Annotated in this window: 26 protein-coding genes; 15 read left to right on the forward strand and 11 right to left on the reverse strand. The window is 62.9% G+C overall.

The genetic code is table 11. The features are described from left to right. The first annotated feature begins 188 nt into the window (after nt 1-188). Nucleotides 189-1,130, forward strand: a complete 942-nt coding sequence (locus PVZ80_RS02915; protein ID WP_009046983.1) for an AEC family transporter — start codon at nt 189-191, stop codon at nt 1,128-1,130. A 93-nt stretch (nt 1,131-1,223) separates the two neighbouring features. Here PVZ80_RS02915 and PVZ80_RS02920 read toward each other — a convergent pair whose 3' ends face one another. The 6 genes from PVZ80_RS02920 to gatC form a co-directional block, all read right to left on the reverse strand. Further along, a complete protein-coding gene (locus tag PVZ80_RS02920; protein ID WP_009046984.1) occupies nt 1,224-1,604 on the reverse strand; it encodes a carboxymuconolactone decarboxylase family protein in 381 nt (126 codons plus the stop codon). Continuing rightward, nucleotides 1,601-2,656: a calcium/sodium antiporter gene (locus PVZ80_RS02925; protein ID WP_289945830.1), complete on the reverse strand. Its 1,056-nt coding sequence runs from the start codon at nt 2,654-2,656 to the stop codon at nt 1,601-1,603. Before PVZ80_RS02925 ends, PVZ80_RS02920 begins: the two co-directional genes overlap by 4 nt. A gap of 59 nt (nt 2,657-2,715) precedes the next feature. Continuing rightward, on the reverse strand, nt 2,716-3,087 hold the full coding sequence (locus PVZ80_RS02930; RefSeq protein ID WP_016701700.1) for a septal ring lytic transglycosylase RlpA family protein: 372 nt from the start codon (nt 3,085-3,087) through the stop codon (nt 2,716-2,718). A gap of 133 nt (nt 3,088-3,220) precedes the next feature. Next, entirely contained in the window at nt 3,221-4,666 is a 1,446-nt protein-coding gene (gene gatB / locus PVZ80_RS02935; RefSeq protein WP_016701701.1) for an Asp-tRNA(Asn)/Glu-tRNA(Gln) amidotransferase subunit GatB, read from the reverse strand. A 149-nt stretch (nt 4,667-4,815) separates the two neighbouring features. Then, nucleotides 4,816-6,267, reverse strand: coding sequence for an Asp-tRNA(Asn)/Glu-tRNA(Gln) amidotransferase subunit GatA (gatA, locus tag PVZ80_RS02940; RefSeq protein ID WP_135006256.1), 1,452 nt, complete (start codon nt 6,265-6,267; stop codon nt 4,816-4,818). Nucleotides 6,268-6,283: 16 nt separating this feature from the next. Beyond that, nucleotides 6,284-6,571 carry an Asp-tRNA(Asn)/Glu-tRNA(Gln) amidotransferase subunit GatC gene (gatC, locus tag PVZ80_RS02945; RefSeq protein ID WP_009042181.1) on the reverse strand — a complete coding sequence of 96 codons (288 nt, stop codon included), beginning with the start codon at nt 6,569-6,571 and terminating at the stop codon, nt 6,284-6,286. Nucleotides 6,572-6,781: 210 nt separating this feature from the next. On the opposite strand from gatC, the gene mreB reads away from it, so the two are divergent. From mreB to tldD, 8 genes are all read left to right on the forward strand, one after another. Then, on the forward strand, nt 6,782-7,819 hold the full coding sequence (gene mreB, locus PVZ80_RS02950; RefSeq protein WP_002555108.1) for a rod shape-determining protein MreB: 1,038 nt from the start codon (nt 6,782-6,784) through the stop codon (nt 7,817-7,819). A 141-nt stretch (nt 7,820-7,960) separates the two neighbouring features. Continuing rightward, entirely contained in the window at nt 7,961-9,079 is a 1,119-nt protein-coding gene (mreC, locus tag PVZ80_RS02955) for a rod shape-determining protein MreC (RefSeq protein WP_273863426.1), read from the forward strand. Beyond that, nucleotides 9,079-9,555 carry a rod shape-determining protein MreD gene (gene mreD / locus PVZ80_RS02960; RefSeq protein ID WP_009042183.1) on the forward strand — a complete coding sequence of 159 codons (477 nt, stop codon included), beginning with the start codon at nt 9,079-9,081 and terminating at the stop codon, nt 9,553-9,555. The genes mreC and mreD overlap by 1 nt, the downstream gene beginning before the upstream one ends. A 43-nt stretch (nt 9,556-9,598) precedes the next feature. Then, complete coding sequence (locus tag PVZ80_RS02965) at nt 9,599-10,198, forward strand: Maf family protein (RefSeq protein ID WP_053268213.1); 600 nt, start codon at nt 9,599-9,601, stop codon at nt 10,196-10,198. A 57-nt stretch (nt 10,199-10,255) separates the two neighbouring features. Then, nucleotides 10,256-11,713, forward strand: coding sequence for a ribonuclease G (gene rng, locus PVZ80_RS02970; protein ID WP_007929907.1), 1,458 nt, complete (start codon nt 10,256-10,258; stop codon nt 11,711-11,713). Nucleotides 11,714-11,786: 73 nt separating this feature from the next. Then, nucleotides 11,787-15,590 (forward strand): YhdP family protein, encoded by a 3,804-nt coding sequence (locus PVZ80_RS02975; RefSeq protein ID WP_273863405.1) that lies wholly within the window; start codon nt 11,787-11,789, stop codon nt 15,588-15,590. 58 nt (nt 15,591-15,648) lie between these two features. After that, nucleotides 15,649-16,488 carry a carbon-nitrogen hydrolase family protein gene (locus PVZ80_RS02980; RefSeq protein WP_009046992.1) on the forward strand — a complete coding sequence of 280 codons (840 nt, stop codon included), beginning with the start codon at nt 15,649-15,651 and terminating at the stop codon, nt 16,486-16,488. 27 nt (nt 16,489-16,515) lie between these two features. After that, nucleotides 16,516-17,958, forward strand: a complete 1,443-nt coding sequence (tldD, locus tag PVZ80_RS02985) for a metalloprotease TldD (protein WP_273863407.1) — start codon at nt 16,516-16,518, stop codon at nt 17,956-17,958. A 48-nt stretch (nt 17,959-18,006) separates the two neighbouring features. Here the strand turns inward: tldD and yjgA are convergent, their stop codons facing one another. Further along, on the reverse strand, nt 18,007-18,528 hold the full coding sequence (gene yjgA, locus PVZ80_RS02990) for a ribosome biogenesis factor YjgA (protein WP_273863408.1): 522 nt from the start codon (nt 18,526-18,528) through the stop codon (nt 18,007-18,009). A gap of 108 nt (nt 18,529-18,636) precedes the next feature. On the opposite strand from yjgA, the gene pmbA reads away from it, so the two are divergent. From pmbA to PVZ80_RS03020, 6 genes are all read left to right on the forward strand, one after another. Then, nucleotides 18,637-19,983 carry a metalloprotease PmbA gene (gene pmbA / locus PVZ80_RS02995; RefSeq protein WP_009046994.1) on the forward strand — a complete coding sequence of 449 codons (1,347 nt, stop codon included), beginning with the start codon at nt 18,637-18,639 and terminating at the stop codon, nt 19,981-19,983. Nucleotides 19,984-20,159: 176 nt separating this feature from the next. Next, nucleotides 20,160-20,555: a hypothetical protein gene (locus PVZ80_RS03000; RefSeq protein WP_007929895.1), complete on the forward strand. Its 396-nt coding sequence runs from the start codon at nt 20,160-20,162 to the stop codon at nt 20,553-20,555. After that, nucleotides 20,548-21,924 carry a class II fumarate hydratase gene (locus PVZ80_RS03005; RefSeq protein WP_273863409.1) on the forward strand — a complete coding sequence of 459 codons (1,377 nt, stop codon included), beginning with the start codon at nt 20,548-20,550 and terminating at the stop codon, nt 21,922-21,924. The genes PVZ80_RS03000 and PVZ80_RS03005 overlap by 8 nt, the downstream gene beginning before the upstream one ends. A gap of 27 nt (nt 21,925-21,951) precedes the next feature. Continuing rightward, nucleotides 21,952-22,401, forward strand: coding sequence for a hypothetical protein (locus tag PVZ80_RS03010; protein ID WP_273863410.1), 450 nt, complete (start codon nt 21,952-21,954; stop codon nt 22,399-22,401). 1 nt (nt 22,402) lies between these two features. Then, nucleotides 22,403-23,014, forward strand: coding sequence for a superoxide dismutase (locus tag PVZ80_RS03015; RefSeq protein WP_053268219.1), 612 nt, complete (start codon nt 22,403-22,405; stop codon nt 23,012-23,014). Between the two features lie 32 nt (nt 23,015-23,046). After that, nucleotides 23,047-23,940, forward strand: coding sequence for a ZIP family metal transporter (locus tag PVZ80_RS03020; protein WP_009046998.1), 894 nt, complete (start codon nt 23,047-23,049; stop codon nt 23,938-23,940). Between the two features lie 30 nt (nt 23,941-23,970). On the opposite strand, the gene PVZ80_RS03025 is transcribed toward PVZ80_RS03020, so the two are convergent. From PVZ80_RS03025 to hpf, 4 genes are read right to left on the reverse strand one after another with little or no spacing between them, the layout of a single operon-like run. After that, nucleotides 23,971-24,243: an HPr family phosphocarrier protein gene (locus PVZ80_RS03025; RefSeq protein ID WP_009046999.1), complete on the reverse strand. Its 273-nt coding sequence runs from the start codon at nt 24,241-24,243 to the stop codon at nt 23,971-23,973. Between the two features lie 16 nt (nt 24,244-24,259). Then, nucleotides 24,260-25,117 (reverse strand): RNase adapter RapZ, encoded by an 858-nt coding sequence (gene rapZ / locus PVZ80_RS03030; RefSeq protein WP_007929875.1) that lies wholly within the window; start codon nt 25,115-25,117, stop codon nt 24,260-24,262. 2 nt (nt 25,118-25,119) lie between these two features. Further along, a complete protein-coding gene (ptsN, locus tag PVZ80_RS03035) occupies nt 25,120-25,584 on the reverse strand; it encodes a PTS IIA-like nitrogen regulatory protein PtsN (protein WP_007929873.1) in 465 nt (154 codons plus the stop codon). Between the two features lie 12 nt (nt 25,585-25,596). Further along, nucleotides 25,597-25,902, reverse strand: a complete 306-nt coding sequence (hpf, locus tag PVZ80_RS03040; RefSeq protein WP_007929872.1) for a ribosome hibernation-promoting factor, HPF/YfiA family — start codon at nt 25,900-25,902, stop codon at nt 25,597-25,599. Nucleotides 25,903-25,969: the final 67 nt, after the last annotated feature.

Genomic DNA, 25,969 nt, shown 5'->3' on the forward strand with positions numbered 1-25,969 from the left:
GAGCCCGACACAGACTCTGTAGCCGCTGCCGCAGGCTGCGATCGAGCGCAGTGCGGGCGTGGCGTTTGATAGCCGCGAACGCCTGCGGTCCGATGGATCTGCTTGCGGTTAGGGCAAATCCATCGGGCTTAAGGGCGCGGGCTGGCTTATCATTAGCCGCCTAACGACAGGTTCAAGGTTGACCCGGCATGCTGGCCATTTTTCTCGAAACGCTGAATATCACCGCGCCGGTATTCGCCATGTTGTTTCTCGGTGTGCTGCTCAAGCGCATCGGCTGGATCAACGACGGTTTTATCCACACGGCGTCGGCCCTGGTGTTCAACGTCACCATGCCGGCGCTGCTGTTTCTCGGGATTCTCCATGCCGACCTGCATTCGGCGCTCAAGCCGGGGCTGCTGATCTATTTCGCCGTGGCCACCCTGGCCAGCTTTGCCTTCGCCTGGGGTTGGGCGATCTGGCGTTGCCCGCGGGAAGACCGGGGCATCTACACCCAGGGCGCGTTTCGCGGCAACAACGGGGTCATCGGCCTGGCACTCGCGGCCAGCATGTACGGCGACTACGGGATTTCCCTCGGGGCGATTCTCGCGGCGCTGGTGATCCTGTTCTACAACACCCTGTCGACCATCGTCCTGGCGGTGTACAGCCCGGTGATCAAGTCCGATCCGTGGAGCATCTGCAAAAGCGTGGTCAGCAACCCGTTGATCATTAGCGTCCTGGCGGCCACGCCTTTCGCGGTTTTCCAGATCGGCCTGCCGACCTGGCTGGAGACGTCCGGCCAGTACCTGGCGCAGATGACCCTGCCGCTGGCATTGATCTGTATTGGTGGCACCCTGTCCCTGGCGGCGCTGCGCGAGAGCGGCGACCTGGCCCTGAGTTCGAGCCTGGTGAAAATGGTCGGCCTGCCGGTCCTCGCCACCCTGGGGGCCTGGCTTTGCGGATTCCGCGGGGCGGAGCTGGGGATTCTGTTCCTGTATTTCGGCAGCCCGACCGCGGCGGCGAGCTTTGTCATGGCCCGGGCGGCCAATGGCAATCATGAACTGGCGGCAGCGATCATCGTCATCACCACGCTGATGGCGGCGGTGACCACCAATATCGGGATCTTCCTGCTGCAGTGGGGCGGGTGGATCTAGTGCTCTTGTAGGAGCGGTCGGTCGACGCTCGATTGCCCGCGATAACGGTGTGTCAGGCAGGTCGCTATCGCGGGCAAGCCTCGCTCCTACCGATCACTCGGGTTTCTGGTAAGTGTCGATCACTTCCTGGGCGGCGCGGAACGCGTCGATCGCCGCCGGTACGCCGGCGTACACCGCGCAATGCAGCAGCGCCTCGCGAATCTCTTCCACCGTGCAGCCGTTATTCAGGGCGCCGCGGACATGGCCCTTGAGTTCCTGCGGGCACTTGAGCGCGGTCAGGGCGGCGAGGGTGATCAGGCTGCGGGTTTTCAGCGGCAGGCCTTCGCGGTTCCAGACACTGCCCCAGGCATGCTCGTTGACGAAGTCCTGCAGCGGCTGGCTGAACTCGGTGGCGTTGCCCAGGGCGCGTTCGACAAAGGCATCGCCCATCACCTGGCGGCGCATTTCCACGCCCTGCTTTTTATTCTCGGTCATTGCGCTTCCCCTTTTTTATGTTGGCGGCGCCAGGCCCGCAGCGAACTGAACAGCAGGAACGCCACCAGCACTGGCAGGACGAAAAACAGCATCAGGTCTTCCAGCTTGCCGGCCAGCGGCATGCCGGTGGTGAAGGACACCACGTGCAGCCCATAGGCCAGGTACAGGCCGAGAAACAGCAGGCCTTCGGCGCGAGTGACCCGATAACCCGAATAGAACACCGGCAGGCACAGCACGGCGACGCCGAGCATCACCGGCAGGTCGAAGTCCACGGCGTTGGGCGATACCGACAGGGGCGTCGGTGCCACCAGGGCGGTGAAACCCAGGACCCCCAGCAGATTGAACAGGTTGCTGCCGATGACGTTGCCCACGGCAATGTCGCGCTGGCCACGCAAGGCTGCGATCAGCGAGGTGGCCAGGGCCGGCAGGGACGTGCCGACGGCGACTATGGTCAGGCCGATGATGCGTTCGGACAGCCCCAGGTCGGTGGCGACTTCCACCGCCGCTTCGACCAATAGGTGGCCGGCGAACACCAACAGGAGCAGGCCGCCGATCATCCACAGCAGGCTGCTCAGCCAGTGCACGCGGGGCACGTCTGGGGCTTGCTGGGAAGGCGGGCGCGCCGAGTGCCGCGACTGGCGCAGCAGCAGCCCCAGGTAGAGGATCAGGGTCGCCAGCAGGATCAGGCCGTCGAGGGGCGTCAGTTCTTCGTTGTAGGCCAGGGTGAACACCAGCAGGCTGGCGAGGATCATCAACGGGATATCCAGCCGCACCAGCTGGCGCGATACCCGCAGCGGAATGATCAGGGCGGACAGGCCGAGGGTTACCAGGATGTTGAAGATGCCGCTGCCGATCACGCTGCCGACGGCGATGTCGGTGTTTTCGGCGAGGGTGGCTTGCAGGCTGACGGCCATCTGTGGCGCGCTGCTGCCGAAGGCGACGATGCTCAGGCCGATGATCAGTGCCCGTACACGCAGGCGGGCGGCGAGGCGGACCGCGCCGCGTACCAGCAACTCGGCGCCGGCGACCAGCAGGACCAGGCCGCTGAACAATTGAAGGACGCTGAGCAGCGGTAAATCGGTTAATCCGAAAATGATCAGGGCTCCGTGGGTCAGTCGCTGATGGCTTGCACGCGCACCTTGGCGGTGCCGCTTCTGATCATACCCAACTGTTGCGCGGCGGCACGCGACAAATCGATCAGGCGGCCACGGGTATGCGGGCCACGGTCGTTGATCCGGACCACGACACTCTTGTCGTTATTGAGGTTGGTGACTTTGACGCGGGTGCCGAATGGCAGCTCGCGGTGCGCGGCGGTCATGCCGTGCTGGTTGAAGGGTTCGCCGCTGGCGGTGCGTTTGCCGTGATGCTTGGCACCGTAATAGGAGGCGACGCCGGTCTTGTCGTAACCCCGCGGGTCGACGACATGGCTGGCGCAGCCGGCCAGGAGAAAGAGCAGGGAACAGGCAGCCAGTAGCGACTTCATAAAAGGGAGCCCTAAATGCAGATACAGGAGCGGACTTGCTCGCGATAGCGTTGTGTCTGAGACAACGTATCGCCAGCAAGTTCGCTCCTGCACAGGGCGGCGCACTATCGAATGCCCGCCATCCACGCCGCTATCAGCCTTCGAGTTTGCTTTTCAGCAGTTCGTTGACCTGTTGCGGGTTGGCCTTGCCTTTGGAGGCCTTCATCGCCTGGCCGACGAAGAAGCCGAACATCTTGCCGCGCTTGGCTTCATCGGCGGCGCGATACTGTTCGACCTGCTCGGCGTTGGCCGCCAGCATTTCGTCCAATACGGCGGAGATGGCACCGGTGTCGGTGACCTGCTTGAGGCCGCGCTTATCGATGATCTCGTCGGCCTGGCCTTCGCCATTGGCCATGGCTTCGAACACGGTCTTGGCGATCTTGCCGGAGATGGTGTTGTCCTTGATGCGCAGCAGCATGCCGCCCAGTTGTTCGGCCGAGACTGGCGCCTCGTCGATTTCCAGGCCCTGCTTGTTCAACAGGCTGCCCAGCTCGACCATGACCCAGTTGGCCGCCAGCTTGGCGTCACCGGCGATCTTCACTACTTGCTCGAAGTAGTCCGCCTGCTCGCGGCTCGAAGCCAGCACGCTGGCGTCATAGACCGACAGGCCGAACTGCTCCTGGAAGCGCTCGCGTTTTTGCGGTGGCAGTTCCGGCAGGGTGGCGCGTACCTGGTCGAGGAACGAGTCCTCGATGACCACCGGCAGCAGGTCCGGGTCGGGGAAGTAACGGTAGTCGTTGGCTTCTTCCTTGCTGCGCATCGGACGGGTTTCGTCCTTGTTCGGGTCGTACAGGCGGGTCTGCTGGATGACCTTGCCGCCGTCCTCGATCAGCTCGATCTGGCGCTGGACTTCCGAGTTGATGGCTTTCTCGATGAAGCGGAACGAGTTGACGTTCTTGATCTCGCAGCGAGTGCCGAACTCGGCCTGGCCTTTCGGGCGTACCGAGACGTTGCAGTCGCAGCGCAGGGAGCCTTCGGCCATGTTGCCGTCGCAGATCCCCAGGTAGCGCACCAGGGCGTGGATCGACTTGACGTAGGCCACGGCCTCCTTGGCGCTGCGCATGTCCGGCTCGGAAACGATTTCCAGCAGCGGGGTGCCGGCGCGGTTCAGGTCGATGCCGCTGGCGCCGTTGAACTCTTCGTGCAGGCTCTTGCCGGCGTCTTCTTCCAGGTGCGCGCGGGTGATGCCGACACGTTTGACCGTGCCGTCTTCCAGCGGGATGTCCAGGTGGCCCTTGCCAACGATCGGCAGTTCCATCTGGCTGATCTGGTAGCCCTTGGGCAGGTCGGGGTAGAAGTAGTTCTTGCGGGCGAACACGTTGTGCTGGCCGATCTCGGCGTCGATGGCCAGGCCGAACATGACCGCCATGCGCACCGCTTCCTGGTTCAGCACCGGCAGTACGCCGGGCATGCCCAGGTCTACCAGGCTGGCCTGGGTGTTGGGCTCGGCACCGAAGGCGGTGGAGCTACCGGAGAAAATCTTCGATTTGGTGGTGAGCTGGGTGTGAATCTCCAGCCCGATCACGACTTCCCATTGCATGTGTTTCTCCTCAGAAGTCATAACAGGGGATTTTGAAGCGCCGCGAGCGAAGGTAAGGCAAGGCGAAAACTGGCGAGTAAGCGGAGTTGACGTCAGTCAATGAGCATTACGAGCCAGTTTTCAACGCAGCATTACCGAGCGCAGCCGTTTCAAAAACCCTGTGGGGTGCGGGTGTGCCAGTCAGTGTGCAACTGATACTGGTGGGCAACGTTCAACAGACGGCCTTCCTGGAAATACGGGGCGAGCAGTTGCACGCCGACCGGCAAGCCGTCGACGAAGCCGGCGGGCATGGACAAGCCCGGCAGACCCGCGAGGTTGGCGGTGATGGTGTAAACGTCTTCCAGATACGCAGCGACCGGGTCGCTGCTCTTGTCGCCGATTTTCCAGGCCGGGTTCGGCGTGGTCGGGCCAAGGATGATGTCGACTTCATTAAAGGCAGCCATGAAGTCGTTCTTGATCAGGCGACGGATCTTCTGCGCCTTCAGGTAGTAGGCGTCGTAGTAACCGGCCGACAGGGCGTAGGCACCGACCATGATCCGGCGCTGCACTTCACTGCCGAAACCTTCTCCGCGGGAGCGCTTGTACAGGTCGGTGAGGTTCTTCGGATCTTCGCAGCGATAGCCGAACCGCACGCCGTCGAAGCGCGACAGGTTGGAGGAGGCCTCCGCAGGAGCGATCACGTAGTACGCCGGGATCGCGTGCTGCATGTTCGGCAGGCTGATTTCCTTGATCACGGCGCCGAGCTTTTCCAGCTCCTTGACGCTGTTGTGGATCAGCTCGGCGATGCGCGGGTCGAGGCCGGCGCTGAAGTATTCCTTGGGTACGCCGACGCGCAGGCCCTGCAGCGAGCCGTTGAGGCTGGCGCTGTAGTCCGGTACTGGCTCGTCGATGCTGGTGGAGTCCTGCGGGTCGAAGCCGGCCATGCCTTGCAGCAGGATCGCGCAGTCCTCGGCGGTGCGCGCCAGCGGGCCGCCCTGATCGAGGCTGGAGGCGTAGGCGATCATGCCCCAGCGCGAAACGCGACCGTAGGTCGGCTTCAGGCCGGTGAGGTTGGTCAGTGCCGCCGGCTGGCGGATCGAGCCGCCGGTGTCGGTGCCGGTGGCGGCAGGCAACAGGCGCGCGGCCACTGCGGCGGCCGAACCGCCGGACGAACCGCCCGGAACGCGTTCCAGGTTCCATGGGTTCTTCGCCGCGCCGTAATAACTGGTCTCGTTGCCCGAGCCCATGGCGAATTCGTCCATGTTGGTCTTGCCCAGGGTCACGGTTCCGGCGGCGGCCAGCTTGGCGACCACGGTGGCGTCGTAGGGCGCCTTGAAGTTGTCGAGCATCTTCGAGCCGCAGCTGGTGCGGATACCCTGGGTGCAGAACAGGTCCTTGTGGGCGATCGGCGCGCCGAGCAGGGCGCCGCTCTCACCGTTCGCGCGACGGGCGTCAGCGGCCTTGGCCTGCTGCAGCGCGAGATCTTCGGTGAGGCTGATGAAGCTGTTGAGCTGCGGGTCGAGCTGGGTGATACGCGCCAGCAGGGTCTTGGTCAGCTCTTCGGAGGAAAACTTCTTGTCGGCGAGTCCGCGGGCGATCTCGGCCAGGGTCATGTGATGCATTGCAGGCTCTTTCCCTTTAGTCGATGACTTTCGGAACCAGGTACAGGCCGTTTTCGACCGCTGGTGCGATGGACTGATAGGCCTCGCGATGATTGGACTCGGTCACAACGTCTGCGCGCAGGCGCTGGCTGGCTTCCAGCGGGTGGGCCAGGGGCTCGATACCGTCGGTATCGACTGCCTGCATTGCATCCACCAGCCCGAGAATGCTGTTCAGGTCGGAGGTGATGTGTGGAAGATCGGCTTCATTGAGGCCAAGGCTGGCCAGATGAGCGATTTTTTCCACGTCGGAGCGTTCAAGCGCCATGGGATTCTCCAGTGGAAAACAGAACGGATCTCGTCCGTGTGTTAGATTGTCGGAACACTACCGCATTTCTACGGTCATAAGGCCGCGATTGTGGGGGTTGGTGCACAGAAAAGCAGTCAATTTAACATATTGGCGCCTTGCCCAAAATCCCTGTCGTTGTTAGAGTTTGCCGCACTTTTTTACCCACGCGTTGCCTAGGGTCCCTTTCCCATGTTCAAGAAACTGCGTGGCATGTTTTCCAGCGATCTTTCCATTGACCTGGGCACTGCCAACACCCTTATTTACGTGCGCGAGCGCGGTATTGTCCTGAATGAACCATCGGTTGTGGCCATTCGGACCCACGGTAATCAGAAAAGTGTCGTGGCTGTCGGTACCGAAGCCAAGCGCATGCTCGGTCGTACTCCGGGCAACATTGCTGCCATTCGTCCGATGAAGGACGGCGTGATCGCCGACTTCAGTGTCTGCGAAAAGATGCTGCAATACTTTATCAACAAGGTTCACGAAAACAGTTTTCTGCAGCCCAGCCCTCGTGTGCTGATCTGCGTTCCATGCAAGTCCACCCAGGTTGAGCGTCGTGCCATCCGTGAATCGGCCCTCGGTGCCGGTGCCCGTGAAGTGTTCCTGATCGAGGAGCCGATGGCGGCCGCGATCGGTGCCGGCCTGCCGGTCGAAGAAGCCCGCGGTTCGATGGTCGTGGATATCGGTGGCGGTACCACCGAGATCGCCCTGATCTCCCTGAACGGTGTGGTGTACGCCGAATCCGTACGTGTCGGCGGCGACCGTTTCGACGAAGCGATCATCACCTACGTGCGTCGCAACTACGGCAGCCTGATCGGCGAGTCCACCGCCGAGCGCATCAAGCAGGAAATCGGTACTGCCTACCCGGGCGGCGAAGTCCGTGAAGTCGACGTTCGTGGCCGTAACCTGGCCGAAGGCGTGCCACGCGCATTCACCCTGAACTCCAATGAAGTGCTGGAAGCTCTGCAAGAGTCCCTGGCAACCATCGTTCAGGCCGTGAAAAGCGCGCTGGAGCAATCGCCTCCGGAACTGGCTTCGGACATCGCCGAGCGTGGCCTGGTGCTGACCGGTGGTGGCGCCCTGCTGCGCGACCTGGACAAGTTGCTGGCCCAGGAAACCGGTCTGCCGGTGATCGTCGCCGAAGACCCGCTGACCTGCGTAGCCCGCGGCGGTGGCCGTGCATTGGAAATGATGGACAAACACACCATGGACCTGCTCTCCAGCGAATAATCGCGCCGGGTGCATCCATGTGTTCCGCTCGCAGGCAGCACTTTGCAGTGCTGCCTGTTGGCGTTTATCTTCTGTCATTCTGCTCCAGGCCGGTTTGAAGCCGTATGAATAAAGAGAACATTTGCCTGGGAGGAGCGGCTTATTAAACCGCTTTTCGCCAAAGGCCCCTCATTGGGCGTACGCCTGTTGGTGCTGGTCGTGCTATCGGTCGCGCTGATGGTGGTCGATGCCCGCTTCACACTGCTCAAGCCAGTGCGTAGCCAAATGTCGCTGGTGCTGATGCAGTCCTACTGGATCACCGACCTGCCGCAACGGCTATGGCAGGGCGTGGCCAGTCAGTTTGGCAGCCGCACCGAGCTGGTCGCCGAAAACGAAAAACTCCAGACCGAAAACCTGTTGCTCCAGGGCCGCATGCAAAAGCTCGCCGCCTTGACCGAGCAGAACGTTCGCCTGCGCGAGTTGCTCAACTCTTCCGCACTGGTCAACGAGAAGGTCGAAGTGGCCGAGCTGATCGGCATGGACCCCAACCCCTTCACCCATCGCATCATCATCAACAAGGGTGAGCGCGACGGCGTGGTGCTCGGGCAACCGGTGCTCGACGCCCGTGGCCTGATGGGGCAGGTGGTCGAGCTGATGCCTTACACCTCCCGCGTGCTGCTGCTCACCGACACCACCCACAGCATTCCTGTCCAGGTGAACCGCAACGGTCTGCGGGCGATTGCCAGCGGCACCGGCAACCCGGAGCGTCTGGAACTGCGTCACGTGGCCGACACCGCGGACATCAAGGAAGGCGACCTGCTGGTCAGCTCCGGCCTGGGCCAGCGTTTCCCGGCGGGTTACCCGGTGGCAACGGTCAAGGAGGTGATCCATGACTCCGGCCAGCCATTTGCCATAGTGCGCGCCGTGCCGACGGCCGCCTTGAACCGCAGCCGTTACCTGCTGCTGGTGTTCAGCGATAACCGCACCGCCGAAGAGCGTGCCAACGATGCCGCCCAGGCTCAGGAAGCGCAGGATCAGCAGGGTGGTGCGGTCACGCCAGTGATTCCGGCCACGGTGCCCAAGCCTGTCGTGCCCGCGACGCCAGCGGCCGTGACCGCTCCAACTGCTCCGGCTGCTCCAGCCGTTGCCCCCGCGACACCCGCCGCCGCGACCCCGGTCAAGCCCGTGGCCCATCCGGCTCCGGTCAAGCCAGCCGTCACCAGATCCGCCGCGCCCAAGCCGCCTGCCGCGGCCCCGGCCTCCACGGGAGGAAGAGAATAATGTCCCGAAACGGCTGGATGGTCTGGCTGACCTTCGCCATCGGCATGCTGCTCAGCGTGTCCCCCTTGCCGCAATTCATGGAAATCCTGCGCCCGCTCTGGCTGGCCTTGCTGCTGGCGTTCTGGGCCCTGGCCCTGCCGCATAAGGTCGGCATGGTCACGGCCTGGTGCCTGGGGCTGGCCGAGGATGTGCTGTACGGCACATTGCTGGGGCAGAACGCGCTGATCCTGACCCTGATCACTTTCCTGGTGCTGTCGTTGCAACAACGCTTGCGCATGTTCCCGATGTGGCAGCAAAGCCTGGTGATCCTGGTGATCTTCGGCCTGGCGCAACTGGTCCAGCTGTGGCTCAGCGCCTTGACCGGCAACCGTCAACCGACCCTTGCGCTGGTTCTGCCGGCATTGGTCAGTGCCTTGCTCTGGCCTTGGGTCAGCTTCGGTTTGCGCGGGTTGCGCCGACGTTTCAAAATCAACTGATTCGGTCAGGCATTTGCCCGTACCTCGACAGGGAGATGTCTTGATGAAATCGCTTTACCTCGCCTCAGGCTCGCCCCGTCGACGGGAACTGCTCACGCAGATCGGCGTGCCTTTTACCGCCATCAGCGCGGATATCGACGAAACTCCTTTCCCCGATGAAAGCCCGGTGGCCTATGTCGAGCGCCTGGCGCGCGACAAGGCGGCGGCCGGGTATGCGCTGATCGCCGATGACCCGTCTGCGGCCTGTGTCCTGGGCGCCGACACCGCGGTGGTCCTGGATGGGCGAATTCTTGGCAAGCCCCTGGACCAGGCCGATGCGCAGTCGATGCTCATGGCCCTGTCGGATCGCGAACATGAAGTGCTGACCGCCATTGCCGTGCTCGATGGCCAGCGCTGCGAGTCGCGGGTGGTGCGCAGCCTGGTGCGCTTCCGGGCGATCGGCGATGACGAGGCAGCCCGCTACTGGGCCAGCGGCGAGCCCTGTGACAAGGCCGGCGGCTATGGCATCCAGGGGCTTGCGGCGATATTCGTGGCAGGGCTCAATGGCAGTTATTCCGCTGTCGTCGGCTTGCCGGTATGCGAAACCGCAGAACTACTTGGCCATTTCGGCATACCCTGTTGGCAAAACCTTGCAGTGCGCTAAGCGCCGTACCTGCTGATGCGGCCATCCATAGTGAATATGCCTGAACGAGACCCTGCCATGAGTGAAGAGATTCTGATCAACATCACGCCGATGGAGTCGCGCGTGGCGGTGGTCGAAAACGGTGTGCTGCAAGAAGTCCATGTCGAGCGTACCCAGCGTCGCGGAATTGTCGGCAATATCTATAAAGGCAAGGTGGTTCGGGTTCTGCCCGGCATGCAGGCGGCGTTCGTCGATATCGGCCTGGATCGCGCGGCGTTCATTCATGCATCGGAAATCTCCCTGCGCGAAGGGCCGGCGGTGGAAAGCATCGGCGCCCTGGTCCATGAAGGGCAGAGCCTGGTGGTGCAGGTGACCAAGGACCCGATCGGCTCCAAGGGCGCGCGCCTGACTACTCAGTTGTCGATCCCTTCGCGTTACCTGGTGTACATGCCGCGCACCGCCCATGTCGGCATCTCGCTGAAGATCGAGGACGAAGCCGAGCGCGAGCGCCTGAAACAGGTGGTCAGCGATTGCGTGGCCCAGGAAGGCATCAAGGAAGCCGGTGGTTTTATCCTGCGTACCGCCGCCGAGGGTGCAGGCGCCGACGAAATCATGATGGACATCCGTTACCTGCGTCGCCTGTGGGACCAGATCGGCGCGCAGATCAAGACCATCGGCGCCCCCAGCGTCATTTACGAAGACCTGGGCCTGGCCCTGCGTACGCTGCGCGATCTGGTCAGCCCGAAGATCGAGAAGATCCGCATCGACTCCCGGGAAACCTTCCAGAAAACCACGCAGTTCGTCGCCGAACTGATGCCGGAAATCGCCGATCGCCTGGAGCACTATCCGGGCGAGCGGCCGATCTTCGACCTGTATGGCGTCGAAGACGAAATCCAGAAAGCCCTGGAGCGCAAGGTGCCGCTCAAGTCCGGTGGTTACCTGGTGGTCGACCCGGCGGAAGCCATGAGCACCATCGACGTCAACACCGGGGCTTTCGTCGGTCACCGCAACCTCGAAGAAACCATCTTCAAGACCAATCTCGAGGCGGCGACCGCCATTGCCCGCCAGCTGCGCCTGCGCAACCTGGGTGGGATCATCATCATCGACTTCATCGACATGGAAGATGAAGAACACCAGCGCCAGGTGCTGCGCACCCTGGAAAAACAGCTGGAGCGCGATCATGCCAAGACCAACATCATCGGCATCACCGAGCTGGGCCTGGTGCAGATGACTCGCAAGCGTACCCGGGAGAGCCTGGAGCAGGTGCTGTGCGAACCCTGCAGCAGCTGCCAGGGCCGCGGCAAGCTGAAAACCCCGGAGACCATCTGCTACGAAATCTTCCGGGAAATCCTGCGGGAGGCGCGGGCCTATCAGGCCGAAGGTTATCGGGTCCTGGCGAACCAGAAAGTGGTCGACCGGCTGCTCGACGAAGAGTCGGGTAACGTCGCGGAATTGGAGGCTTTTATCGGCCGGACCATCCGTTTTCAGGTCGAAACCATGTATTCCCAGGAACAATACGACGTGGTGCTGCTCTGAGTCCGCGTACCTTACATTTACCGGATACAGCTGGCCTCGTTGTGCATGACTCTTGCCACGGGGGCCAACTGACATGGAGCGTCTGATGCGCTTTCTCGCTGCTCTGACCCGCTGGGGGCTGGGGCTTTGTGCATTGCTGCTGGTGCTGACGGCCTTGTACGTCAGCCTGGGTCGGGAACTGACCCCGCTGGTGGCTGAATATCAGGCCGAGGTCCAGGCCAAGGCTCAGGAAGCCCTGGGCATGCCGGTGCAGGTCGGCCGGCTGGAAGGCAGCTGGAGCGGTTTTTCGCCGATCCTGCTGGCCCGCGACGTGATAGTCGGCGAGGGCGCCAACGCCTTGCGCCTGGATCAGGTGCGGGTGGCGCCCGATCTGCCCGGCAGCGCCCTGGCGCGCCAGCTGCGGATCAAGCATCTTGAGTTCAGTGGCCTCAACCTGAGCCTGAAGGAAGGTCTGGATGGGCGCTGGGCGCTCGAAGGCCTGCCAGTGCGGGATAACCAGCCTATCGACCCCGAGCAGTTGCTCAACCGCATGCAGATGGTCAGTGAGCTGTCGGTGCTCGACAGTCAGGTGACCCTGCAACCGCTCGACCATCCCGCGATCGCCTTGACCTACGTTGGCCTCAATCTGCGTGCCGGCCCCAGCCGTCAACGCCTGGATGCGCGCCTGACCCTGCCGGATGGTCAGCCTCTGGCGGTCAGCTTGCGCACGCGAATCCGCGCCAGCGCCTGGCGCGAAGGGCAGGTCGACGCTTACCTGAGCCTGCCACAAAGCGACTGGGCGAAATGGCTGCCGCCGCACGTGACCCAGCAGTGGAAGTTCTCCGAGCTCAAGGCCGGTGGCGAGTTCTGGCTCAGCTGGGGCGATGGTTTATTGCAGAGCCTGGTCGCGCGCCTGAATGCACCGCAGGTCAGCGGGGCCTATGACGAGCGCAAACCAATCACCGTGAAGAACCTGGCGCTCAATGCCTATTTCCAGCGCAACGACCAGGGCCTCAGCGTCGCCTTCGACTCGCTGGCCATGAACATCGGCGAGACGCGCTGGGAGTCCCGCCTGCAGTTGCAACAGACCGGTACCGTCAACAGTGCCGAAGAGCTCTGGCACTTGCAGGCCGACCGCCTCGACCTGACGCCGCTCACGCCGGTCCTGGATGCCTGGGCGCCGTTGCCGGAAAAGGTCGCGACCATCATCGACAACCTCAAGGTCACGGGCGCGCTGCGCAACATCCTGTTCGACTTCCGGCCGCAGGTCAGCGGCGATCAGCGCCTGAGTTTTGCTGCCAACCTGGAACAGGTCGGGTTCAACGCCTATCACGGCGCGCCGGCGGCCCGTAACGTCAGCGGCAGCATCAGCGGCGACCTGGGGCAGGGCGAGTTGCGCATGGACAGCAAGGACTTTGCCTTGCACCTGGACCCGATCTTCGCCAAGCCCTGGCAGTACCTCCAGGCCAATGCCCGGCTGACCTGGAAGCTCGACCAGCAGGGTTTCACCCTGATCGCGCCGTACCTCAAGGTCCTGGGCGAGGAGGGCAAGATCGCCGGCGACTTCCTGATCCGCCTGCATTTCGACCACACCCAGGAAGACTACATGGACCTGCGGGTCGGCCTGGTCGATGGCGACGGTCGTTATACTGCCAAGTACCTGCCCGAAGTGCTCAGCCCGGCCCTGGACGAATGGCTGCGCACGGCGATCCTCAAGGGCGCGGTGGATGAAGGTTTCTTCCAGTACCAGGGTTCGCTGAACCATGGCGCGGCCGACACCGCGCGCAGCATCAGCCTGTTCTTCAAGGTGCACGATGCCGAGCTGGCCTTCCAGCCGGGCTGGCCGCATATCGGCAAGGTCAGCGGCGATGTGTTCATCGAGGACAGCGGTGTGCGCATCCTGGCCAGCAAGGGCCAGTTGCTCGACACCCAGGTGAGCGACGTCTACGTCAATATTCCCCATGTACCCGCGGGGCAAAGCCCCCATATGTTCATCGACGGCGAGTTCGCCGGCGGCCTGGGTGATGGTCTGAAAATTCTTCAGGAAGCGCCGATCGGCACGGGCCCGACCTTTGCCGGCTGGCAGGGCGAGGGCGACCTGCAGGGCAAGCTGAAGCTGGATATCCCGCTGGTCAAGGGCGAAGAGCCGAAGGTGCTGGTGGACTTCAAGACCAACAAGGCACGGCTCAAGTTGAGCGAACCGGAGTTGGAGTTGAGCCAGCTCAAGGGCGATTTCCGTTTCGACAGCAGCAAAGGCTTGAGCGGCCAGGGCATCAGCGCCCAGGCCTTCGAGCGCCCGGTGACCGCGCAGATCTTTGCCGATGGCCGTCCCGGCAAGCTCGATACCCGGGTCGTCGCCAAGGGCCAGGTGTCGGTCAATAAGCTCACGGAGTGGCTGAAATACAACCAGCCGTTGCCGGTTTCCGGCGATATTCCCTACCAGCTGCAGCTCAACCTCGACGGTGCGGACAGCCAACTGATGGTCAGTTCCAGCCTCAAGGGGGTTGCCGTCGACTTGCCCGCGCCTTTCGGCATAGCGGCCAGCCAGGGGCGTGACAGTGTATTGCGCATGACCTTGCAGGGCGCCGAGCGGCGTTACTGGTTCGATTACGGCGATCTGGCCAACTTTACCTTCGCTGCGCCGAGCGGCAATTTTGCCGATGGCCGTGGCGAGTTGTTCCTCGGCGAGGGCGACGCCGTGTTGCCGGGGGGCAAGGGCCTGCGGGTGCGCGGTGTGCTGTCGGAACTGGATGTGGAGCCGTGGAAGGCGCTGGTCGATCGCTATGCCGGGCAGGACGCGGGCGGTAGCGCCAAGCAACTGCTCAGTGGCGCCGACTTCCGGGTCGGCAAGCTCAGCGGTTTTGGCACAACCCTGGATGAGGCCCGTGTGCAGTTGACGCGCAAGCCGTCCTCCTGGGCCCTGCAGCTCGACAGCCAGCAGGCCAAGGGCAACGTGGCGATTCCCGATGCCAAGGCCGCGCCGATGGCGGTCAATCTGCAGTACGTGCGCCTGCCAGCCGCCGATCCGACGGTGCAGGCCGACGAGAACGCACCGGACCCGCTGGCCTCGGTCGACCCGAAGAAAGTCCCGGCGCTGGATCTCTCGATCAATCAGCTGTACCAGGGCAACGACCTGATCGGCGCCTGGTCGCTGAAAGTGCGCCCGACCGCCAAGGGCATGGCCTTCAACAGCCTCGACCTGGGCCTCAAGGGCATGGTCCTGCAAGGCGCCGGCGGCTGGGAAGGCGAACCCGGCGCGGCCACCAGCTGGTACAAGGGCCGCCTGGGCGGCAAGAACCTGGCGGACGTGCTCAAGGGCTGGGGCTTTGCGCCGACCGTGACCAGCGAAGAATTCCATATGGATGTGGACGGGCGCTGGCCCGGGTCGCCGGCCTGGGTCGGGCTCAAGCGGTTCTCGGGCAGCCTGGATGCGACCCTGCGCAAAGGCCAGTTCGTGGAAGTCGAAGGCGGGGCGCAGGCCCTGCGGGTCTTCGGCCTGCTGAACTTCAACTCCATCGGCCGGCGCCTGCGCCTGGACTTCTCCGACCTGTTCGGCAAGGGCCTGAGCTACGACCGGGTCAAGGGTTTGCTGGTGGCCAGCAACGGCGTCTACGTGACCCGCGAACCCATCACCCTGACCGGGCCGTCGAGCAACCTGGAGCTCAATGGCACCCTGGACCTGGTGGCCGACCAGGTGGACTCGAAGCTGCTGGTGACGCTGCCGGTGACCAACAACCTGCCGATCGCCGCGCTGATCGTCGGTGCGCCGGCGGTCGGCGGTGCGCTGTTCCTGATCGACAAGCTGATCGGCGACCGGGTGTCGCGCTTCGCCAGCGTCCAGTACAGCGTCAAAGGGCCCTGGAAGGACCCGAAAATCACCTTCGACAAGCCTTTTTGAAAAACCGCGGCCCGGGCCTATGGAGTAGCATGGCCACATATCCAACCTGGAGTGCGCCATGTCTCTTGCGGTGATTCAAATGGTCAGCCAGAGCGACGTGCTGGCTAATTTGCAGCAGGCGCGCAGCCTGCTGGAACAGGCGGCTGCCGGCGGTGCGCAGCTGGCTGTACTGCCGGAAAACTTCGCCGCCATGGGACGCCGCGACGCGGCGGCCATCGGTCGTGCCGAGGCCCGGGGCGAAGGTCCGATCCTGCCCTGGTTGAAACAGACCGCCCGCGACCTCAAGTTATGGATAGTGGCCGGCACCTTGCCGCTGCCCCCGGTGGACCAGCCGGAGGCCAAGGCCCGTGCCTGTTCGCTGTTGATCGACGAGCACGGCGAGCAAGTGGCGCGCTACGACAAGCTGCATCTGTTCGACGTGGACGTGGCCGACAATCGCGGCCGTTACCGGGAGTCGGATGACTATGCTCATGGAGAGCAGGTGGTGGTGGCGGATACGCCGGTGGGCCGGGTTGGCCTGACCGTGTGCTACGACCTGCGTTTCCCCGAGCTGTACAGCGAATTGCGAGCCGCCGGGGCGGAACTGATCAGCGCTCCTTCGGCGTTCACCGCCGTGACCGGCGCGGCGCATTGGGACGTATTGGTCCGCGCCCGGGCCATCGAAACCCAGTGTTACCTGCTGGCGGCGGCGCAGGGCGGCATTCATCCGGGACCCCGGGAGACCTTCGGCCATGCGGCCATCGTCGACCCCTGGGGCCGGGTGCTGGCGCAACAGGATCAAGGCGAGGCCGTGCTGCTGGCCGAGCGCGACAGCAGCGAACAGGCGTCCATCCGGGCGCGCATGCCGGTGGCCAGTCACCGGCGCTTTTTCTCGCAAGGCGCGCAGCGACTTGCTTAAGAACGACGAATTTAAGGCGTAAAGCATATGAGCGGGTTTTTATCTTCAGTCAGTGAACACCTTCTGGCGCCCGGCGGCGTGACCCTGGAAAGCCTGCAGGGCGTGCTCGGCGATCTGGCCGGCCCGGGCATCGATGCCGCCGACCTGTATTTCCAGGGGCAGATTTCCGAGTCCTGGTCGCTGGAAGACGGCATCGTCAAGGAAGGCAGCTTCAATCTGGACCAGGGCGTTGGCGTGCGGGCGCAGTCGGGTGAGAAAACCGGTTTTGCCTACAGCAATGCCATCACCCTCGAAGCGCTTGGCCTGGCTGCCCGGGCCGCGCGCTCGATTTCCCGTGCCGGGCAGAACGGCACCGTGCAGGCCTTTACCACCCAGGACGTGGCCCAGCTGTATGCGCCGGACAACCCCCTGGAAGTCATCAGCCGCGCGGAAAAGGTCGAGCTGCTCAAGCGTGTCGACGCCGCGACCCGCGCTCTGGACCCACGCATCCAGCAGGTCAGCGTCAGCATGGCCGGGGTCTGGGAGCGCATTCTCGTAGCCTCCACCGATGGTGGCCTGGCGGCGGATGTGCGGCCTTTGGTGCGCTTCAACGTCAGCGTAATCGTCGAGCAGAACGGCCGCCGCGAGCGTGGCGGTCATGGCGGCGGCGGGCGCACCGATTACCGTTATTTCCTCAGTGAGGACCGCGCCATGGGTTACGCCCGTGAGGCTTTGCGTCAGGCCCTGGTCAACCTGGAAGCCATCCCTGCGCCAGCTGGCACTCTGCCGGTGGTACTGGGTTCCGGTTGGTCCGGCGTGCTGTTGCACGAAGCGGTGGGTCACGGCCTGGAAGGCGATTTCAACCGCAAGGGCAGCTCGGCCTACAGTGGGCGCATGGGCGAGATGGTGGCCTCGAAACTCTGCACCATCGTTGACGATGGCACCCTGGCCGGGCGGCGTGGTTCGCTGAGCATCGACGACGAAGGCACCCCGACCGAGTGCACTACCCTGATCGAGAACGGTGTGCTCAAGGGCTATATGCAGGACAAGCTCAATGCCCGCCTGATGGGCGTGGCCCGCACCGGCAACGGTCGCCGCGAATCCTATGCGCACCTGCCGATGCCGCGCATGACCAACACCTACATGCTGGGTGGCGAAAGCGATCCGGCGGAAATCATCGCCTCGGTGAAAAAAGGCATCTACTGCGCCAACCTGGGTGGCGGTCAGGTGGACATCACCAGTGGCAAGTTCGTGTTCTCCACCAGTGAGGCGTATCTGATCGAAGACGGCAAGATCACCGCGCCGGTCAAAGGCGCAACCCTGATCGGCAACGGGCCGGAAGCCATGAGCCGGGTGTCGATGGTCGGTAACGACCTGGCGCTGGACAGTGGCGTGGGGACGTGTGGCAAGGATGGGCAGTCGGTGCCGGTGGGTGTCGGCCAGCCGACCTTGAAGATCGATGCGATCACCGTGGGTGGCACGGGCGCTTGAGGCGTGAAGCGGCGGGTGAGTTGCAGGGCAACCCACCCGGATCGAGGCTCAGCGCAGGCCGCGTTGAGTCTCGTCCAGCTCGCGGATGTATTTGAAGATTTTACGGCTGGAGGCAGGCGGCTTGTTATGGGCCACCTCATGCTGGGCCTGACGGATCAGGGAACGCAGCTGCTGACGATCCGCTTCCGGATAGTCAGCGATGAACTTCTCCAGGACCGCGTCATCGCCGGCGATCAAGCGATCGCGCCAGCGCTCCAGGCCATGGAAACGTTCGTTGTACTGGCGAGTCGAGGCGTCGAGCTGGTCCAGCAGCACCAGGATCGCGCTGGTGTCCTGATCGCGCATCAGCTTGCCGATGAATTGCAGGTGGCGTTTACGCGCGATATGGGCGACATGCTTGGGCGCATCCGCCAAGGCCCGGCGCAGGGCGTCGGTCAACGGCAGTTTGTTCAGCAAGTCGGGCTTGAGTGTTGTAAGGCGCTCGCCGAGGTCAACCAGAGCATGCAGCTCGCGTTTGACCTGGGATTTGCTTTTCTCCCCATCGAGGGAGTCGTCGTAAGAATCAACCATGGTGGCAGTCCGCAAAGAAACGCCGCCATGATAACCAGTCGGGGGCCGCTTGTCCGGCCCGGTCGCTCGAAGGCCTTAACCGAAAGCAGAATTTGAGTGGAGAAAACCATGAGTGCAGCACAAAGCGTCGGCCCGCAGGCTTTGCCGGCACTGCAGGAACAAGTCGAGCAGATCATCGCCGAGGCCAAGCGCCAGGGCGCCAGTGCCTGCGAAGTGGCGGTTTCTCTGGAGCAGGGCCTGTCGACTTCGGTTCGCCAGCGGGAAGTGGAAACCGTCGAATTCAATCGCGACCAGGGTTTTGGCATCACGCTCTACGTCGGTCAGCGCAAGGGCTCGGCCAGCACTTCGGCCAGTGGTCCCGAGGCGATTCGCGAAACCGTTGCCGCGGCCCTGGCCATCGCCAAGCACACCTCGGAAGACGAAAGCTCGGGGCTGGCCGATGCCGCGCTGATGGCCCGGGACGTGCCGGACTTCGACCTGTTTCACGCTTGGGACATTACCCCGGAGCAAGCCATCGAACGGGCACTGGCCTGTGAAGCCGCGGCTTTTGCCGCCGACAGCCGGATCAAGAACGCCGACGGCACTACCCTGAGCACCCACCAGGGCTGCCGTGTGTACGGCAACAGCCACGGTTTTATCGGCGGTTACGCCTCGACCCGACACAGCTTGAGCTGCGTGATGATCGCCGAGGCCGACGGCCAGATGCAGCGTGACTACTGGTATGACGTCAATCGCCAGGGCCATCTGCTGACGGACCCGGTGACCATCGGCCAGCGCGCCGCGCAACGGGCCGCGAGCCGTCTGGGCGCGCGCCCGGTACCGACCTGCGAAGTGCCGGTGCTGTTTTCCGCGGAACTGGCTGGTGGATTGTTCGGCAGTTTCCTGGGGGCGATTTCCGGCGGCAACCTGTACCGCAAGTCGTCCTTCCTCGAGGGCGCGCTGGGACAGCGGCTGTTCCCCGAGTGGCTGACCATCGATGAGCGTCCGCACTTGATGCGCGCCCTGGGCAGTTCGGCCTTCGATGGCGATGGCCTGGCTACCTACGCCAAGCCTTTCGTCGAGAACGGCGAACTGGTGTCCTACGTTCTGGGGACTTATTCCGGGCGCAAGCTCGGCCTGCCCAGCACCGCCAACGCCGGTGGCGTGCACAACCTGTTCGTGACCCATGGCGAGGAAGACCAGGCGGCCTTGCTGCGCCGCATGGGCCGGGGCCTGCTGGTCACCGAGCTGATGGGCCACGGGCTGAACATGGTCACCGGCGATTACTCTCGGGGCGCGGCCGGTTTCTGGGTCGAAAATGGCGAAATCCAGTTCGCTGTCCAGGAAGTGACCATTGCCGGCAACATGCGCGACATGTTCAAGCAGATCATCGCCGTGGGTAACGATCTGGAGCTGCGCAGCAATATCCGCACCGGTTCGGTATTGATCGAACGCATGACGGTCGCCGGCAGCTAAATCGCAGCAGCGGCAACGAAAGCGCGCGTCCCGTCCGGGGGCGCGCGCTTTTTTATTGCCCGGCTTTTGAACACTGACCAACCCTAGCCACCTGTGCAGGGCTCGCTTGGTTTCGAGCTTGTTTTGATTCTCAATATTATATAATAATAAATCTCATTATCGAATGAGCCCAGGTCATGAGTTCTGCCTTGCACGAGCAGCCTTACCTCGAAAGCTGGCGCTGGATGAGCCGCCAGATCCGTTGTGCCCTCGATCCGGACGAGCCGCGCCTGATCGAGCATTACCTGGCTGAAGGGCGCTATCTGGCGTGTTGCACCGCCACCTCGCCCTGGCTGATCGCCGAAACCTCATTTCGCCTGTTGCTCGATACCGCTACCGATACCGCGCTGCCCTGGCATTGGCGCAGCCAGTGCCTGGACCAGGCCTGGCGTCCGTTGCGTGACCTGGAACGCCTGTCTTTCTGCAAATGCCGGCTCAAGCGCTGGCAAAGCCATGCCTGGCAACTGGCGACCTGCTCGTTGCTGCCATCCATTCCCCTTATCGAACTGGTGCAAGGATTTCCCGATGAGTAATACCCGTATCGAACGCGACAGCATGGGCGAGCTGCATGTTCCGGAGCAGGCGCTGTATGGCGCACAGACCCAGCGTGCAGTGGATAACTTTCCCATCAGCCACCAGCGCATGTCGGCGCAGTTCATCCGCGCGCTGATCCTGGCCAAGGCGGCCGCGGCCAAGGCCAACGTCGAACTCAAGCAACTGAGCGAATCCCAGGGCAAGGCCATAGTCGATGCCGCCCAGGGCCTGCTGGAAGGCGATTTCATGCAGCACTTCCCGGTGGATATCTTCCAGACCGGGTCCGGCACCAGTTCCAACATGAACGCCAACGAAGTCATCGCCACCCTGGCCAGCCGTCTGCTCGGCGAGCCGGTCAACCCCAACGACCATGTGAACTGCGGGCAGAGCAGCAACGACATCATCCCGACCACTATTCACGTCAGCGCCGCGCTGGGCTTGCATGAACAACTGCTGCCGGCGCTGGTGCATCTGGTACAGGTCATCGAACGCAAGGCGGTCGAGGTCCATCCGTTCATCAAGACCGGTCGCACTCACCTGATGGACGCGATGCCAGTGCGCATGAGCCAGGTGCTGGAAGGGTGGGCGCAGCAGCTCAAGGCCAATATCGGTCATCTGCAGGATCTGCTGCCGAGCCTGCAATCCCTGGCCCAGGGCGGTACCGCGGTGGGCACCGGGATCAACGCCCACCCGCAGTTCGCCGTGGGTTTCAGCCGGCAACTGAGCAGCCTGACCCAGGTGCAGTTCACACCGGGCAAGAACCTGTTTGCCCTGATCGGTTCCCAGGACACCGCGGTGGCGGTCTCGGGCCAGCTCAAGGCCATCGCGGTCACCTTGATGAAGATCGCCAACGACCTGCGCTGGATGAACTCCGGGCCTCTGGCCGGCCTCGGCGAGATCGAGCTGGAAGGGTTGCAACCGGGTTCCTCGATCATGCCGGGCAAGGTCAACCCGGTGATTCCGGAAGCCACGGCGATGGTGGCGGCCCAGGTGATCGGCAACGACACCACGATCACGGTGGCGGGGCAGTCGGGCAACTTCGAGCTGAACGTCATGCTGCCGATCATCGCCCAGAACCTGTTGAGCAGCATCGAGCTGCTGGCCAACTCCAGCCGCCTGCTGGCGGACAAGGCGATTGCCAGCTTCAAGGTCAACGAGCCCAAGCTCAAGGAGGCGCTGTCGCGCAACCCGATCCTGGTCACGGCGCTCAACCCGATCATCGGTTACCAGAAGGCCGCTGAAATCGCCAAGACCGCCTACAAGCAGGGGCGCCCGGTAATCGACGTCGCCCTTGAACACACTGATCTGTCACGCAGCCAGCTGGAGATCCTGCTCGATCCGGAAAAACTCACCGCGGGCGGCGTGTAAATCCCGACATTGCTTTGGAGGTTCACCATGGAGCACTGGAAACGCACGATCGAAAGGGCAAACCGTTTCTTCATGCAGGGCGACCTGGTGGACGCCCGTGAGTATTACTTGCAGGCCCTGGCCCTGGCGCAGGTGTTGTTCGAGCGCTGGAGCGATGCCGATGAAGCGGTCGCGGCCTGTGTCATCTCCCATCACAACCTGGCGGACCTGCACCTGCGCCTGAACCAGCCGGAGGAGAGCGCGGAATACCTCTGCGCCATCCATCAGCGGCTGTTGCAGACCATGCAGGACAACCGTCTGGCTCCAGCGCTGCGGGAAGCTGCGTTGCGCCAGAGCAGCAAGACCTACGTCGAGTTGCTCAACTTCATCAGTGAGCACGGTGAATACCCCCGTACGCATCGCCTGCTGGAGCGCAATGTCGCGCAATCGACTTCTGGCGCCGCGGCCCCGAATGCCCCTCATTACGGAGCACATTGATATGTCCTTTACCTTGCCTGCATTGCCCTACGCCTACGACGCCCTGGAACCGCACATCGACGCGCAGACCATGGAGATTCACTACACCAAGCATCACCAGACCTATATCAACAACCTCAACGCGGCCGTGGAAGGCACCGAATGGGCCGACTGGTCGGTGGAAAGACTGGTGGCCGGGGTCCAGCAGTTGCCGGAGAAGCTGCGGGCGGCGGTCATCAACCAGGGTGGTGGCCATGCCAACCATTCGTTGTTCTGGGCAGTGATGGCGCCAACCGGCGGAGGCAAGCCGGACGGTGCGCTGGCCAAGGCAATCGATGAGCAGTTGGGTGGTTTCGAGCGCTTCAAGGAAGTCTTCACCAAGGCCGCGCTCACCCGTTTCGGCAGCGGTTGGGCCTGGCTCAGCGTGACCCCGCAAAAGACCCTGGTGGTCGAGAGCAGCGGTAACCAGGACAGCCCGTTGATGAATGGCAATACCCCGATTCTCGGTCTGGACGTGTGGGAGCACGCGTATTACCTGCGTTACCAGAACCGGCGGCCGGAATACATCAATGCGTTCTACAACGTGATCAATTGGCCTGAAGTAGCCCAGCGCTATCAGGCCGCACTGGTTTGAGCCCCCACCGATAAAAAGACCTAAGGCTGACTATGGGCACTGAAACACTGACGATCAGCAGCGGGCGGATGTTTCGTTACGCGTTCGGTTCGCTGTTGCTGTTGGCGGGTACTGCATTGCTGGTTGCCCAGGGCTTGTCCTGGCTGGAGCTGGAACCGCGCTTGTTGCGTGCGTTGCAGGGCGGGGCGGTGTGTGCCCTGGGAACCGCGCTGGGGGCAGTGCCGGTGCTGGTCATTCGCAAGATGCCGCTGGCGCTGAGTGACACCCTGTTGGGATTCGGCGCCGGGGTGATGCTGGCGGCCACGGCCTTTTCGCTGATCGTGCCCGGGATCGCCGCGGCGGAAAAACTCGGGTTGTCGCCCTGGGCTTCGAGCGGCCTGATCAGCTTCGGCATCATGCTCGGTGCCTTGGGGTTGTTTCTAGTGGATCGCAAGGTGTCGGGGGGCAGCCCGGAGAAACTGATGGGCACCCTTGAGCACCCGGTCATCCCGCCGCGAATCTGGCTGTTTGTGTTTGCCATCATCGCCCACAACATTCCCGAGGGAATGGCCGTGGGCGTTTCCGCGGGTGGCGGTATGCCGGAGGCGGATAGCCTGGCCATGGGCATCGCCTTGCAGGATGTACCGGAAGGCCTGGTGATTGCTCTGGTGCTGGCTGGCGCCGGCATGTCCCGGGTCAAGGCATTCCTGATCGGTGCCGCTTCGGGCCTGGTGGAGCCGGTGTTCGCCTTGCTTTGTGCGTGGCTGGTGAGCCTGGCCGAGATGCTGTTGCCGCTCGGGTTGGCGTTGGCGGCGGGGGCCATGCTGCTGGTGGTGACCCACGAAGTGATCCCCGAATCACGACGCAACGGTCATGAAAAGCTGGCGAGCCTGGGCTTGTGTGTCGGCTTTTGCCTGATGATGGTCATGGATACGGCACTCGCCTGAGTGCCTTTCGGCGGGCTTGCCCCGCCGACCTTACTCGCCTTCGTCGAAGAAGTTATTGATCAGTGCCACCAGCGCTTCCAGCGCCTCCTGCTCCTGTTCGCCTTCGGTCTTCAGATGAATCTTGGTGCCTTTGCCGGCGGCCAGCATCATCATCGCCATGATGCTCTTGCCGTCGACCATCGACTCCGGCGTTCTCCCTGCACGGATCTGGCAAGGAAACTGACCGGCCACGCCGACGAACTTTGCCGAGGCACGGGCATGCAGACCCAGTTTGTTGATGATTTCAATTTCCAGAGCAGGCATCGCGGGGTAGATCCTTTCAGCTAAGGTCGCGGTGGCGAACCTGGACGTTCTTCAGGGACTTTTGCAGGACTTGGCCCAAGCGTTCGGTCAGGTAGACCGAGCGATGGTGGCCGCCCGTACAGCCAATGGCAATAGTGACGTAGGCGCGGTTGCTGGCGGCAAAGCGTGGCAACCATTTCAGCAGGTAGCTGGAGATGTCCTGGAACATTTCCTCGACGTCCGGCTGGGCGGCCAGGTATTCGGCAACCGGCTGGTCGAGCCCGGACTGGGCGCGCAACTCGGGCTTCCAGTACGGGTTGGGCAGGCAGCGCACATCGAACACCAGGTCGGCGTCGACCGGCATGCCACGCTTGAATCCGAAAGACTCCACCAGGAAGGCGGTGCCCGGTTCCGGCTGGTTCAACAGGCGCAACTTGATGGTATCGCGCAGTTGGTACAGGTTCAGGTTGGTGGTGTTGACCTTGAGGTCGGCGAGGTCGGCAATCGGACCCAGCAGGTGGCTTTCGTCTTGAATCGCCTCGGCCAGCGAGCGATTGTTGCTGCTCAAGGGGTGGCGACGGCGGGTTTCGGAAAAGCGCTTGAGCAGGGTTTCTTCGTCAGCGTCCAGGTACAGCACATCGCACTGGATATGCCGGCTGCGTACTTCCTCGAGCAGTTCGGGAAAGCGCGACAAGTGGCTTGGCAGGTTGCGGGCGTCGATCGACACGGCGACCAGTGGCTGCGTCAGCTCGGTATGGATCAGCGCTCGCTCGGCCAATTCGGGCAACAGCCCGGCCGGCAGGTTGTCGATGCAGTAATAGCCATTGTCCTCGAGTACATCGAGGGCGGTGCTTTTACCCGAGCCGGACCGGCCGCTGACGATGATCAAACGCATGATTACTGACCGTTCTGTTCGTCCAGGACAACCTTGTACAAGGCTTCATTGCTGGTGGCGCTGCGCAGCTTGTCGCGCACCTCTTTGCGGTCCAGCATGCTGGCAATCTGCCGGAGCAGTTCCAGGTGCGCATCGGTGGCGGCTTCCGGGACCAGCAGTACGAACAGCAGGTCGACCGGTGCGCCGTCGATGGCGTCGAAATCGATGGGGGCGTCCAGGTGCATCAGGGCACTGATGGGCGACTCACAGCCTTTGAGGCGGCAGTGTGGAATGGCGATGCCGTTGCCAAAACCGGTAGAACCCAGCTTTTCACGGGCAATCAGGCTTTCGAAGACATCTTGCATCTCCAGATCAGGCACTTCGCGGCTGATCAGGTTGGCAATTTGTTCGAGGGCACGTTTTTTACTGCCGCCCGGCACGTTCACCAGGGAACGGCCGGGGGTCAGGATGCTTTCAAGTCGGATCATGGGAGGGGAGTGTTAGCGACCCGTGCCTTGGAGAAGGTGGAGTTGCTTTTCCTTATGCTTTTTCAGTTGGCGGTCAAGCTTGTCCGTGAGCAAGTCGATTGCGGCATACATATCGTCATGTTCTGCATTGGCGACGACTTCCCCACCATGGATGTGCAGCGTGGCCTCGATTTTCTGCTTCAGTTTCTCGACGGCCAGCGTTACCTGCACATTGGTAATCTTGTCAAAGTGCCGCTCCAGTCGGTCGAGTTTTTCGCCGATGTAAGCGCGCAGAGGTTCGGTCACTTCCAGTTGGTGTCCACTGATGTTGACTTGCATACAGCTTCTCCTTCGTTGCCAGTGCATAAAGCGGCAGGTCGATTGACCTGCCACTGGAACGCTGTGG

The organism is Pseudomonas sp. B3G-3 (assembly GCF_028640915.1).
Classification (GTDB): domain Bacteria; phylum Pseudomonadota; class Gammaproteobacteria; order Pseudomonadales; family Pseudomonadaceae; genus Aquipseudomonas; species Aquipseudomonas chlororaphis_I.